We start from the raw sequence: 12,528 nt of genomic DNA on the forward strand, positions 1-12,528 counted from the left end.
AATTGACCTTTCTTTTTGTTTTGATATAAGTCTCATTTATGAGGAAATAATAAAAAATGAGAGATATCTCATATTTTTTTAAAAACGAAAGACCTAATGTGGTGATCATAGGGGCAGGACCTGTAGGAATTCTTACGGCGAATTTGCTCGGTCTGTATGAAATTCCAACCCTTGTGGTTGATCAAAATCCCGAGATTTTGGAGATTCCTCGTGCGATTTCCCTAGATCAAGACGCCTTAAGAATTTTACAAGCGATAGGATTAGGAGAAGAGGCAGCTCGTACTATGCCCGCAATTTCCGGAGTAGAGATGATTTCTCCTTTGAGTGGACCGCTGGCTAAGATCAATTCGTCCGGCTCTCTCGACGGGCATCCAAGGCTCGTTTCTATTTACCAACCTTCATTAGAAAGAATACTTAGGAAAGGTTTAGAGAGATTTGATCAGGTAAATCTTTGGTCTGAATGTATCTATTTAGATCATACTGAATCAGATTCTGAAATTATAATCAGAGTTAAATGTAAAGACATAGAATATAGAATTAGTACTGGGTTTTTACTCGGCTGTGATGGAGCTCATAGTTCCGTACGAACCCAACAAGGTTGGAAGCTACAAGGATCTTCGTATAGAGAAGATTGGTTAATTTTGGACGTGGCGAATTTGGGTAAAGTCTGGGACAAGGTGGAATTTTTATGTGATCCCAAGCGGCCGGTCGCTCATGTTCCGGGTCCGAATGGTTCTCAAAGGTGGGAATTCCTACTAAAGAAAAATGAAACCAAAGAGGAAATGGAAAGACCTGGAAAGGTGGCGGAACTCATGAAACCATGGGGGGATGTTTCCTCGATGAATGTGGAAAGAACTGCGGTGTACAGATTCCAAGCTAAAACCGCAGACTGTATGGGAAAGGGAAGAGTTTACCTTTTGGGAGACGCTGCACATTTGACTCCTCCTTTTGCGGGACAGGGATTAGTAAGCGGAATGAGGGACGCATTTAATTTGGGATGGAAGATTTCTTCGGTCTTAAAAGGTTCTGCTTCTTATAAAATCCTTTCGAGTTACCATTCGGAAAGAAAATCACATGCAAAAAAAATGATACGATTGGCAGTGTTTTTGGGATCCATTATCATGACCCGAAATAAAATGACTGCAATAGTCAGAGATTTTATATTTAAAATTCTATATTATTCTCCTTTACGTCCATTTCTTTCCGATCTGCGTATAAAACCGGATAACTCTTTTAAAAAAGGCCTGTTCCTTAAAAATAGAAAATTAAGAAAATCTGATATTGTATCCGGAGCATCTTTTCCTCAATTTCCGATAAAGTTGCCCGAAGGAAAAATCGTATTTTCAGATCTCCTTCTGGGAAAGGAGATGATGATTATTGGATACGGTAAACATCCTCTGTCCGTACTAAATTCAGAATCTAAAAAAATATGGGAAGAGATAGGCGGAAAGTATTGTTATCTTACAAGCCAGCAACAATTGTCGGAAAGTTTTTCATCTGATGGCGAAGATATCACTTCTTCTTTCTCTCGTTATTTTGGAGGAAGTGACCGGTTTGTTATCGTTCGTCCGGATCGGATCATTGCCGCCGCATTCTACGCAGAAGAAGCAAACAATACGGTCCAAAAATATCTGGATATTCACCAAGGAAAGTCGCCATGAAACAAATTCCATCTGCTTGTCCAGTTCGATCAAATCACCCACTAAGCAAGGCCTCAGACATTGCTTATATACGATTAGGTAGGAAAAATTTGAAATCCGCCTTCGAGTACTATCAGGATTTCGGATTGGATCCAATAGAGAAAAAAGAAGACCGGATCTTGTTTCGTGGAAATAGCTCCGATCTTCCCTGTTGGTCATTGGAAAAGGCTGACAGGGATTTTTTAATCGGTTTAGGGATCTATGTAAATTCTTCGGAAGATTTCGAGAAGTTGAAAGCACTTCCGGGTGCGGAATTCCTGCAAGGCGGGCGTATCAATTCAATGCCATGCGTGACTCTCATCGATCCTTCGGGACTTCCTGTGGACGTAATGTATGTTTCGGAAGAAATAAAGATAAATCCAGTCGTCCATTGGGGAGAACTTTGGAATTATCCGGGAGAATCTCGTAGAGCAAATCTACCGAGGTCATACGAATCGAGACCAGCTAGGATTATAAGACTTGGGCATGCAGTTTTTCTAAAACAAGAATTCTTAAAGAATGCTTCTTGGTATTGTGATACTTTTGGAATGATTCCTTCCGATATTCAGATCCTTCCGGAATCCAAGGAGCCTGTAATCGTTTTTTTAAGATTTGATCAGGGAGAAGTTCTATCAGATCATCATTCCATAGTAATAGCTTCTGGAATAACGGATAGTTTGGAACATTGTGCCTTCGAGTTGGAAAATCTGGATGAGGTCGCAAAGGGAAGAGAATGGCTTTTAGGAAAAGGGTATCGTTCCGGTTGGGGAATCGGGAGGCATTTGCTTGGGAGTCAAATTTTCGATTATCATAGGGATCCTTCTGGCATGTTAGTGGAACATTATACCGACGGGGATAAATTTGATTCCACGGTTCCTACCGGTGTACATTTAATAAATCGAAAAAGTTTGTATCAATGGGGAGAGGATATGCCCAAGGATTTTTTGGATACTAAACTTTCTTTGCGAAAATTATTGGAATTATGGAAAGGAATTCTTTCCAAAAAACGGATCTCTATATCAATTCTCATGGAATTGAAGAAGGTCGCGGAACTTTCTCCCAGGACTTGGATTAAATATTAAGGAAATCTTATGGCAAAAAATTTTATACGTTTCGAACAAAATGATCATATAGATTGGGGAGAATGGAAACAAGGAAAAGTTTTTCCTTTGGGCGCGGGAGAATTGAATACGAAAGAATTTTTGGAATTTTCCAAAAACAACCCGTCTTCAGGTTCTAAATCTTATTCTGCCGAAGAATTGAAAATTCTTTCTCCAATCACAGCACCATGCCAAGTCGTTTGCCAAGGTGCGAATTATAGACAGCATCTGATCGAATCCGGATTGGACCCGGACGAAAAAAATTATAATCTATTCTTCAGTAAGTCCGATGCTTCTTTAACTTCTCCGCTAGGAAAAGTAATCCGTCCGAAACAAGTCAAGCTATTGGATTACGAAATCGAATTGGGTCTTGTTTTCGGAAAATCCATCCGAGAAACTTGGAACAAAAACTCTGGAGAAGTTTCCGATTACGTCGCAGCTTTTTTTATGGCTAACGATATCTCTGCAAGAGATATACAACTTCCCCAATTGCAATGGTACAAAGGAAAATCTTATCGTACGTTTTTGCCTGCTGGTCCGGTACTTGCCGTTTTAGAACCGGGAGATTTTCAACTATGGAAAAGTTTAGAATTAACCTTACTTGTGAACGATCGAGTAAGACAACATGATACTGCGGCGAATCTCGTTTTTAATCCAGAGGAAAGTATCCGAGAACTATCTCATTTTTGTAATATAGAGCCTGGTGACGTGCTTCTTACCGGTACTCCTTCAGGTTGTGCTTTAAGAGCTCCCGGAAAACTTTTGCAGAAAATTGCAGCACTTCTGCCGGAGAAGAAAAAATGGGAACTATTCCAAAAAGGCCAATTAAAACGATCCGAATATCTTCAACCGGGAGATAATATACGCTCTTTCATTCGTAGCGCAGATCGAAGAATAGATTTGGGAGATCAGATTCTTAGAGTAGAACAGGAGTCCTAGATTGAAAAAATTCGGATCTTTTTTCGAAGGAAAAACTGTTTGGATTACCGGGGCTTCTTCCGGGATAGGTGATTTCTAAATTTGGAAAGGTGGATGTTCTCATCAATAATGGGGGGATCAGTCAACGTTCTTTAGCACATGAGACTTCCATCTCTACGTACGAATCTATTTTAAAGGTGAATTTTTTAGGGAATATCGGATTAACTCTAGCCTTACTTCCTCATTTTCAAGAAAGAAAAGACGGATAAAAATTTGAAAGTATTAATCGTATATCCCGGATTCGTAATGACTAAAATATCAGAGAATGCTCTCTCCGGAAACGGAGTCAAACACGGAAAAATGGATGAGGCAATCCTAAAAGGAATCGATCCTAATGAATATGCGATCGAAATTTTGAATGCGATCATGTCAGAAAAAAAAGAAATGATCATTGCAGGCCCGAAGGAAAAATTCGGGATTTTCCTACATAAATATTTCCCTAACTTATTTGCGAGTTTCATCGCAAGGACGAAAGTTACTTAAGGAAAAACGATTTTTTTCTAAAAGGATTCGCGAGCGATTTGCAGAAAGAAAATCGAAGCAGCCCAATATACTTTTCCTAACGATTGGAATCTATGGACACTTTGAGTTATAACGCTCCAGGGATTCTTTTCCCGGCGATATCGCTACTCATGCTTGCATTTACAAATCGGTTTTTGGGATTGAGTTCTCTTACTAGACAATTATTGGATAAATACAGGGAATCCCAGGATTCTAATATCGAGGCCCAAGTCCGAAATCTTGTAATCAGAATTTCACATATCCGATTCTCTCAGACATTCGGAATTTTAAGTATGACATTTTGTACTGCATCGATTCTATTTATTGCGATTTGGAATATCGGAGCTTGGATCTGTTTCGGACTTTCTTTATTCGCGATGTTGACTTCGTTAGTATTTTCCTTGTTGGAGATCCGACTTTCCGTAAGAGCTTTGGAATTGGAAATACATGCAGTATTTCCTTGGGATTCGTCCCGTTAAAATTTTAGCCGATCGTTAGGGTTTTCTGATTTTTCGTCCGTTAACCGTTATGCAAGGAAATACTTTCCAGGCTAACGTTCGTTGAAAACTGAATTGACTTCGCCGCTTCGGTGATACACAATCCTTTTTCGGTTTCATGATACAGATCAGCGAAATTCTAAATCTTATTTTTAATACGATTGGTCTTGTTGCGATATTTACTTTGTATCGGTTCGGACTTATTGCAAAATACAAATATCTATTTTTCGGTTTTGTTTGTATTTGGTTCAGCAGCCTTTTTACGGTATTAGAAGGTTTCTTTTGGCCCGTCTTTCTGAATTTTCTGGAACATTTCACCTTCCTTTTGTCCGGTGTGTTCTTTCTATTCGGGATTCACATTTATTTTTTAAAAAAGCGGGAAGTCTGAAATGAATTCGATTGTCGCCATGAATCTGGTAACTTTTTTCCTGTACGCGATCGCTTTATTATTTTTAATCCGAAGTATATTAAAAAAACATGTTTTATTTGGACCAGGCATCTTTGCTGCGGCCGCTCTTTCTACCGGATTTTTCGTTTGTGTTTCCAATTTTTTGGAACATTCAGGTATCAGTGATATATTGGACGACTATGAAGGATTTGCGCGAGATCTTTTTGTGATGTTTCTTTTGATCTTTTTATACGTGGATTCCATGCATAGGGAGCAGGCAAAAAGAGAAAAGGACCAAATACAGATCCAGAATGATCTAAGAGAGAAGGCTCTTTTGCTAACAGAGATACATCATAGAGTAAATAATAATTTGCAGATTGTTTCCGGGCTTCTTTCCATGCAGGGCACCATGAGAGAGGATGAAAGTATTGCGGAGGCGTTGAGGATCGCTCAAAACCGGATCCAATCCATCGCAAAGATCCATCAGATCATTTATGATTCCAATAATTTGATCCAAATAGGAGCTTATTCAATTCTGAATTCGGTTATTAAAAATTTAGAAATCACTTACAAAGTGGAATGTAGCAGAGTTTCAGTATCTAGAGAAATGGATCAAAGTATTACCTTGGATCCGGACCGCGCTATGCCGTTAGGTCTTATACTAAATGAACTTTTAACAAATTCCCTAAAACATGCGTTTTGCGAAGGGGAAACAGGGGAGATTTTAATCCGTCTAGAACAAGATGATAAATACATAATATTAAGTGTTTCAGATTCTGGAAAAGGTTTAGAGGATTCTACTCAGAGAAGAAATAGTGGGATCGGAATGAAATTAGTGGAAAGTCTTGTGTTACAAGTCAGAGGAAATGTTCGGGTGGATTCCAGTCAAGGGACCAATGTCAAAATTTTGATCCCTAAGGAAGGAAAACATAGTTTGGTGTTTTCTATTCCTTGAAGAAATTTTAAGAATTTTAATCTATCAAATCCCTAAAACTAATCCCATCTAGATCTTTCTGCAGAGAAGTTTCTGCCTTATCCATTTTTTCTCGAACCTTATCAGGATATACATGGAAAGAAGGATCTTCTTTTAAAAGTGGCTCCGGTATCCTACGATAAAAATCTCCCAGAGTCAGATCTTCTCCTGAAACCACTGGCAACCAGGCTCCGCCTTCATTTGTTTCTACGAGTAGTCCTACTTCGGATAATGTTTTAGTAAGTCTAGGAATTTCTTCTGTATGAAGTCCCGATTTGATAGCAAGATCTGCATTTCGGGGAGCGATCTTGCTTTCTTTTTGGACGGAATAGACCGCTTTTAAGACTCCGATCAGCTTTCTGAATTCGTAACTAAAGGAAGTATGATGCTCTTCTATCAATTGGAATGGTGCGTAATATCTTTCCGGATATTGCACACAGGCTGTTACTTCTGCTCCGAATAGAACGATCAATGATAATGAATACACTCCGATCAAGAAAATAGGAATAGAGGCGAGTGCCTTATATACGATCATTGTGGTTTCGGAGAAGGATGTGATATAAACTTGGAATCCATACAGGAAGATTAAAAAAATCACACTTGTAAAACCGGCTCCCCAAGAAGAAGCCCTGATCGGAACTTTGGTGTTCGGTATTAATGTGAATAAAGCCAAGAAGAATAACCAGATCCCTATCAAAGGGAAGAAGAATTTTAGAATATTATAAGGTGAGAAAACGGACTCTCCTCCTTGTAGGATGATTGTTTCGTATTTAACATCCTTATATTCTGAAAGACTGATCTTTTTATATTCTCCAATATTCAATAATCTGAATCTTCCATTCTCGCTTCTGTCCAATAGGCCGGAGGCGAATACTTTTCCTTTAGCGGGAATGTAAAAAGTATTCCAATGTTCTCCGCCATCTATGGAAACCAAAATGTTTCCGAGAGCATCCAGAAGGAAAATGTCTGCGGACTCTTCGTTTTCGATGGACCAAACTTTAGTGAAAGTATATCTTTTATGGCTTAGGTTTTTCCATGAGTAGCCGCCGTCTTCCGTTTTGAAAACTGAACCTCTTTCTCCTGTTACAAAAAGTTCTCCCGGTTTGATCCTATGAATATCTTTTAAACCATGACCAGTGATCTTAGTGGCATTCCAGGTATAACCGCCATCTTCACTTTTCCAAACATTTCCATCCTCATCTACAATGTATCCAAGGTAAGGTTCTGGAAAATAAACTCGATTTGCGCGTATTTTAAGAACATTTGTGAATACTGGTTTGTAACTTCTTCCTTGCGTGAAAAAGTGTAGGACTTCTCCGTTAGAGAAGATTAAATAAAAATTCCCTTCATTGATATATTCGAAATCTTTAAAATTTGTATTGTCGAAATAGATTGCATTCCATACGGATCCATCTACAGGTTTAGATAGAAATAATCCTTTTTCGGAAAGTGCGTATACTTTCCCGTCTTTGATAGAAACTCGAACAAAATTTTCCTTGGAGATGTCTGGCTTTTCGCAGAAGTCTACACGAACTCCGAAAGAATCCAAGCAGCGAATATTTTTAAGATCGATGTCTTTTTCATCCAGATAATAGTCTTGTTTGAGACCTGAATCCATTCGAAAGAGTGTTCCATTTTCACCAGAGATCCAGATATGGTTTTCAAGATCCTTGTCCATGCTCAGATAATGTGGAGGGCGAAATACATCTGTCACTTTTTTGGCCAGATTATCTCCTATCACAAGAAGTAGAGGCCCAATAGATAGAACGAAAAAGTAAAATACGAATTCTTGCAGAACGGATCTTTTTTCTTCTATTCTCCAAATGGAATTAAAGGAATTTTCTAAAGATCTTAATACTGTGGTTGCGGAGAATACTAAAAGAATAAAACCGATTGCACCGATTTGTCTGGCTGCATCAATCAATTCTCCTAAAGTATCCAAGTAAGGATTGATATCCAGGTTGATATTACTTACTAAGAAAAATGCATTAATTTTATCGAATATTTCTTCCTTACGATTGTCCAGTCCAGAGGTGATTGTCAAAAGAGAAAGAGCCACGACAAGCATTGGGATCAAAGAAACGATTGTGGTATAAGAAATACCGGAAGCCTTGATAAGGCATTCGTCTTTGACAAAACGATATGCGGAGGCGGCTAAAACACGGACTGTAAAGTTTAGTTTTCGTCCTAAACCTGCGTCCGGAATATAATCAAAAAATCTACTATACTTTGTATTTGGATGAGAATTCATTTCTTAATCGCATAATGCACCATAGAAGAAGTGAGTGGTATTCCTTTTTTGGAAAGTTTACTTTTGAAATGGTAGAAAGAGATCCGAAACCATTTTAAATAATCCTTCCAGCCTGAAAAACTTCCCCTTGATTTTAAAAGTTTAGCGGAAAGAGGGAAGTCCACTCCGAGGTAAGTAATCTGTCTTTCGAATCCTCTTATGGCAAGAATTTTCCGCAGGATTTTTGCAGAATAATAATACACATGGCCAGGCAAATAATAGTGATAATTTTTGCCTGCTTCTATCGCCTGCCAGGCTTCGAAATTTGCGGTCTGTATCAGGAGTAATCCTCCTGGTTTTAAGACCTTCGCAAGTTTATTGAATACTTCTTTTGGGTTTTCTAAATGTTCTATCACTTCAATGAGTGTGATTACATCAAAGAAATTTTCAGGAAGATCCGCATCTAAGAATTGGCCTTGCCAAACTTTGAAACCTCTCGCCTCTGCTTGTTTGGCGGAGAAGGGAGAAATTTCCACACCATAGGGTACAAATCCTTTTTCTTTAGCGCATTCTAAAAAACCACCGAAGGAACAACCAATATCTAAGAAGTTTCCAGAAGATTTGAACTTAGAAATATTTTTTAAACGAGCAAACCAAACATAACGATCAAATTTTTCTGTCTGTCTCTCGTCTCTATAAGTGAACTCTTGGTTACCTGTATAATATTCTTCAGTGTATAATGACTCAGGTTCGGGTCTGGGAAATTGGGCTTGGAATCCGCAGGTTTTGCAAGTTTGGATAGAAAGATCGAAGTTTCCGAATTCGGATCTATAAAGAGGTTCCCAATTGCAGTCCCCGCCCAGGGGACATTCTTCTTGGATTATTTTTTGGCGAGAAAGATCCAATGACAAATCCTCTCATCCAATTTTCCTAATGGAGTTCTCTCCGTATAACCAATCTCAAAGGAAGAGAAATTTTGAAGAAGGTTTTGTACATCTTCTTTGGAATAGAACCAGGTAGCGCCACCGGCAAGATCCGCAGTTCCTATTTTACCTTTTTCTGCTTTAAGATGAGTGTCACCTTCTGCTCTTACGGAAGCGGCAAGATATCCACCTTTTTTTAAAATTCGAAAGGTATCATCTAACATAGATTTTGCGAGATTGGGAGAATTATAATGTAGAACTCCCCAGCTTACAATAAGATCAAATTCTTCATCTGCAAAAGGATAGGGAGGAGAATTTAGCAAAAAAGTTTTAACCCAAGGATAAGATTCTTTAACTGATTGGATAGAATTTTCGCTGTAATCTGCAGCAGACACTTCATATCCGAAATCTTTTAAAAGAACACAATGTCTTCCTGAACCGGTACCAAAATCCAGAGCTTTGGGAGAAGTAGAAGACGCAGGGAACTTAGAGATCATACGAACTAAGTTTTCATCCGGATAAGAAAGTTTTGCTTTAGGTCTTGTATAATGAGTTTCCCAAGCTTCTTTGGAAGGATGATCAGCGGGCTTCATATTCCGCCTTCAAACGATTTTTAACGGAACCATTCCATTCTTCTTCTGAAGAAGATGCCTTTGATCTTAAACAAAGAACTCTTGTTCTTGTTTCATTTCCCAAAGAAGTATCCAGTTTCGTACCAAGCTCTTTTAAGTTCTGATTGAAAAGAATTGTTTCTCCAGAATTTGTAGGAAAATTTTCCAAAGATTTTAGAACGGAAACTCCTCTGGGCGGAATATCAAAACGAACTTGAGATTTTAGTTTTTTAGGAATTTCTAAACTAGAAGGAGGAGGAGTAATTGATTCTCCTACCAAAAGTTTTACTAAGTTAGTGAAATAATCGTAACCTGAATAACCAGGAACAAGAACATCCGCGAGATATTCACCGCCAACTTCTGGAGCGGCTTCAATTAATACAAGATCCCCATTTTCGTCCGATCTGAATTCAGCTACAAACGGACAATTTTTCAGACCAGTTGCCTTAACAATCGCCCTGCATAACATCTTGATCTCACCTTCCAATTCGGATTTAGGAAAGGGTAAACGATGAGCAGCTTCTAAAAAAGGAGGAAAAGAAGAAGTTTCCTTCAAGGAAATATTCACTAGATGAAAATCAGAATCATCAACTAATCCCAAAACAGTATATTCAGGACCTGGAATATACTCTTCCAAAAGCCAGGTTTCAGGATGAGGAGAATTGGCGGCAGTTTTTGATTTTGGCTGTTTTTTAGGAGAAATTACATTAGAAATCGATTTTAGATCTGAATCTGATTCCACGAGTTGGATTCCGGACTTGCCACTGCCTTGGCTCGGTTTTAAGATCCAAGGATAAGGAAAGGATTTAGACTTTGCTTTTATCTCAGAAGAAGGAATTTCTCTCGGAACCCTGATACCTTTTGGGGCTAAGGTCTCTTTTAAAATTTGTTTATCAGAAAATTTTAATACAGATTCTGTGCTTGCATATTTTAGTTTTAATTTTTCAGCAAGATAGGCTGTGCTATAAGTTGCTTTGCCGAAGGATCTTGTACCGAGCCCGATGATCGGAGTGGGGAGGGGATTTTCGGCGACTGCTCTTAAGATCCTTCTGTATTCGAAGGTGGATTCGATGATTCTTAGGCTCGCCATCGCGAAACCTGGTGCCTTATCGTTTTTGTCTACTGCGGCTACTTCCAAGCCAAGGGCTCTTGCCGCAGAAATTAAGGGTACCTGGTTTTTGCCGGCTCCTAAGGAGAGAAAATACCCTTTTTTCTTCATCCTCTGGATAGATAGCCCTCAGAAGAAGAGATGTCAAAGGTTTTTTAGGAATGAGACAAAATCCGCCTTCTCTGTAGGAACTCCAACAGGGTTGTAGAGGGCGGCCCCCGCCCGAGTTTGGGTGGTGGAGGAGGGCCCGTGGGAGGTTGCTCCCAAGCTCTATATCATAGAATTTTCAAATGATCAACTCTGGTTCCTACTCATTTGGGATGGAATGTAGATTCTGGATTCCGCGCAAAATCCTGGTCTGGAATAAGATTTTCCGAATCACTGTTCCGCCAGGGATGCGAAGGGCTTGTCCCACCGAAGGTGGGATGAGGCGGACTCGCCGAATCCGTAGCAGCCCGGTCCCGCCCCTGGGGCGGGAGGCGGCCAAACTCTTTTTGAAATGGGGAGGAACTCCTTCTTATTTTTTCTTTTTATGTCTTCAAAAGCGTAATGGGATTTTTGAAAAACTCCGATCCTTAAGTAGAGCAGGAGAAAGAAGAATGTTAAGAGGAATGTACACCGGATCCAACGGAATGATCGTACAGCAGACGCGCATGGACGTGATCTCCAATAATCTTGCGAACGTGGACAAGACGGCATTCAAAAGGGACACAACGTTGTTCAAAACTTTCCCTGAACTTTTGATCCATAGATTCAACGAGGACGGTGTAGGCAAGGTGCCTATGGGTTCCTTCGATACTGCTCCTGTGGTCGGCAAACTTGGGTTAGGCGCAGAAGTTAACGAAATTTATACAAGATTCGAACAAGGTGCTGTGAAGAAGACAGACAATCCTTTCGACATGATGTTGCAAGATAGACCTGGCACTGAACATCCTGCTTTCTTCAGCATTTTAACTAATAGAGGGGAAAGACTTTCTCGTTCCGGAGCATTCGTTTTGGATACGAGTGGTTATCTAGTGACTCCTCAAGGTTTTCCTTTGATGGGAGAGAATGGCCCGATCAAAGTTGCTCGCGGTAATTTTTTAATTAGAGAGAATGGAGAAGTTTGGATCAACGGTGAGATCGGTAATGATCCTCGTAATTCTACTGGTACCGATAAGAATAAATTTGAAACTCCTGTTCTTTTAGATCGTATTAAGATCCGCACTGTTGAAAATCCTCGTCACTTGGATAAAGAAGGGGATTCATTCTATAATGATACTCCTGAGTCAGGTGAACCAAGACCTTTTCTTTTGGAAGAAGAACCAAATCTTCTTCAAGGTTATTTAGAAGCTTCTAATGTAAGTGTTGTGACCGAAATGGTGGAAATGATAGAAGTGAACCGCTCTTACGAAGCAAATCAGAAAACTGTGCAGACTCAAGATCAGATGTTAGGCAAACTTCTGAATGATGTTCTGAGATAGTAATTTATTATTGACAATCCGCACATATCTCGGTATTTTTGTTTTCAACTCGGAAGCAGAAGAAGTTAAGGAATCTT

At 39.4% G+C, this 12,528-nt stretch carries 12 protein-coding genes; 8 read left to right on the top strand and 4 right to left on the bottom strand.

Annotation, left to right across the window (positions count from 1 at the left end; all coding sequences use genetic code 11):
- The first annotated feature begins 56 nt into the window (after positions 1-56).
- The 7 genes from CH362_RS17345 (at position 57) to CH362_RS17375 (ending at position 6,098) form a co-directional block, all read left to right on the top strand.
- A complete protein-coding gene (locus tag CH362_RS17345; RefSeq protein WP_100711580.1) occupies positions 57-1,661 on the top strand; it encodes an FAD-dependent monooxygenase in 1,605 nt (534 codons plus the stop codon).
- On the top strand, positions 1,658-2,761 hold the full coding sequence (locus CH362_RS17350; RefSeq protein WP_100711581.1) for a VOC family protein: 1,104 nt from the start codon (positions 1,658-1,660) through the stop codon (positions 2,759-2,761). The genes CH362_RS17345 and CH362_RS17350 overlap by 4 nt, the downstream gene beginning before the upstream one ends.
- 9 nt (positions 2,762-2,770) lie before the next feature.
- Entirely contained in the window at positions 2,771-3,718 is a 948-nt protein-coding gene (locus CH362_RS17355; RefSeq protein WP_100711582.1) for a fumarylacetoacetate hydrolase family protein, read from the top strand.
- A 68-nt stretch (positions 3,719-3,786) separates the two neighbouring features.
- The gene (locus CH362_RS19420; protein WP_244280631.1) at positions 3,787-3,966 is read left to right on the top strand and encodes an SDR family NAD(P)-dependent oxidoreductase; all 180 of its coding nucleotides are present in this window, start codon (positions 3,787-3,789) and stop codon (positions 3,964-3,966) included.
- Between the two features lie 4 nt (positions 3,967-3,970).
- A complete protein-coding gene (locus CH362_RS19425) occupies positions 3,971-4,240 on the top strand; it encodes a Rossmann-fold NAD(P)-binding domain-containing protein (protein ID WP_244280632.1) in 270 nt (89 codons plus the stop codon).
- Positions 4,241-4,332: 92 nt separating this feature from the next.
- Entirely contained in the window at positions 4,333-4,737 is a 405-nt protein-coding gene (locus CH362_RS17365; RefSeq protein ID WP_100711583.1) for a DUF2721 domain-containing protein, read from the top strand.
- A 407-nt stretch (positions 4,738-5,144) separates the two neighbouring features.
- Positions 5,145-6,098, top strand: coding sequence for a sensor histidine kinase (locus CH362_RS17375; protein WP_100711585.1), 954 nt, complete (start codon positions 5,145-5,147; stop codon positions 6,096-6,098).
- A gap of 16 nt (positions 6,099-6,114) precedes the next feature.
- Here the strand turns inward: CH362_RS17375 and CH362_RS17380 are convergent, their stop codons facing one another.
- The 4 genes from CH362_RS17380 to CH362_RS17395 are packed head-to-tail and all read right to left on the bottom strand — an operon-like array spanning position 6,115 to position 11,099.
- Complete coding sequence (locus CH362_RS17380) at positions 6,115-8,367, bottom strand: YhjD/YihY/BrkB family envelope integrity protein (RefSeq protein ID WP_100711586.1); 2,253 nt, start codon at positions 8,365-8,367, stop codon at positions 6,115-6,117.
- Complete coding sequence (locus tag CH362_RS17385; protein WP_165780288.1) at positions 8,364-9,251, bottom strand: class I SAM-dependent methyltransferase; 888 nt, start codon at positions 9,249-9,251, stop codon at positions 8,364-8,366. Before CH362_RS17385 ends, CH362_RS17380 begins: the two co-directional genes overlap by 4 nt.
- Positions 9,227-9,862: a class I SAM-dependent methyltransferase gene (locus CH362_RS17390; protein WP_100711588.1), complete on the bottom strand. Its 636-nt coding sequence runs from the start codon at positions 9,860-9,862 to the stop codon at positions 9,227-9,229. Before CH362_RS17390 ends, CH362_RS17385 begins: the two co-directional genes overlap by 25 nt.
- Positions 9,849-11,099 (bottom strand): ATP-grasp domain-containing protein, encoded by a 1,251-nt coding sequence (locus tag CH362_RS17395; RefSeq protein ID WP_100711589.1) that lies wholly within the window; start codon positions 11,097-11,099, stop codon positions 9,849-9,851. The genes CH362_RS17390 and CH362_RS17395 overlap by 14 nt, the downstream gene beginning before the upstream one ends.
- A gap of 488 nt (positions 11,100-11,587) precedes the next feature.
- Between CH362_RS17395 and CH362_RS17400 the strand changes: the two genes are divergently transcribed.
- Entirely contained in the window at positions 11,588-12,451 is an 864-nt protein-coding gene (locus CH362_RS17400; RefSeq protein WP_100711594.1) for a flagellar hook-basal body protein, read from the top strand.
- Positions 12,452-12,528 lie beyond the last annotated feature (77 nt).

The sequence above is a fragment of the Leptospira saintgironsiae genome, assembly GCF_002811765.1.
Taxonomy (GTDB): domain Bacteria; phylum Spirochaetota; class Leptospiria; order Leptospirales; family Leptospiraceae; genus Leptospira_B; species Leptospira_B saintgironsiae.

Coding starts and splice junctions, on each gene's coding strand:
- CH362_RS17345 (WP_100711580.1), top strand. CDS start 57: ATGAGAGATATCTCATATTTTTTTAAAAACGAAAGACCTAATGTGGTG.
- CH362_RS17350 (WP_100711581.1), top strand. CDS start 1,658: ATGAAACAAATTCCATCTGCTTGTCCAGTTCGATCAAATCACCCACTA.
- CH362_RS17355 (WP_100711582.1), top strand. CDS start 2,771: ATGGCAAAAAATTTTATACGTTTCGAACAAAATGATCATATAGATTGG.
- CH362_RS17365 (WP_100711583.1), top strand. CDS start 4,333: ATGGACACTTTGAGTTATAACGCTCCAGGGATTCTTTTCCCGGCGATA.
- CH362_RS17375 (WP_100711585.1), top strand. CDS start 5,145: ATGAATTCGATTGTCGCCATGAATCTGGTAACTTTTTTCCTGTACGCG.
- CH362_RS17380 (WP_100711586.1), bottom strand. CDS start 8,367: ATGAATTCTCATCCAAATACAAAGTATAGTAGATTTTTTGATTATATT.
- CH362_RS17390 (WP_100711588.1), bottom strand. CDS start 9,862: ATGAAGCCCGCTGATCATCCTTCCAAAGAAGCTTGGGAAACTCATTAT.
- CH362_RS17395 (WP_100711589.1), bottom strand. CDS start 11,099: ATGAAGAAAAAAGGGTATTTTCTCTCCTTAGGAGCCGGCAAAAACCAG.
- CH362_RS17400 (WP_100711594.1), top strand. CDS start 11,588: ATGTTAAGAGGAATGTACACCGGATCCAACGGAATGATCGTACAGCAG.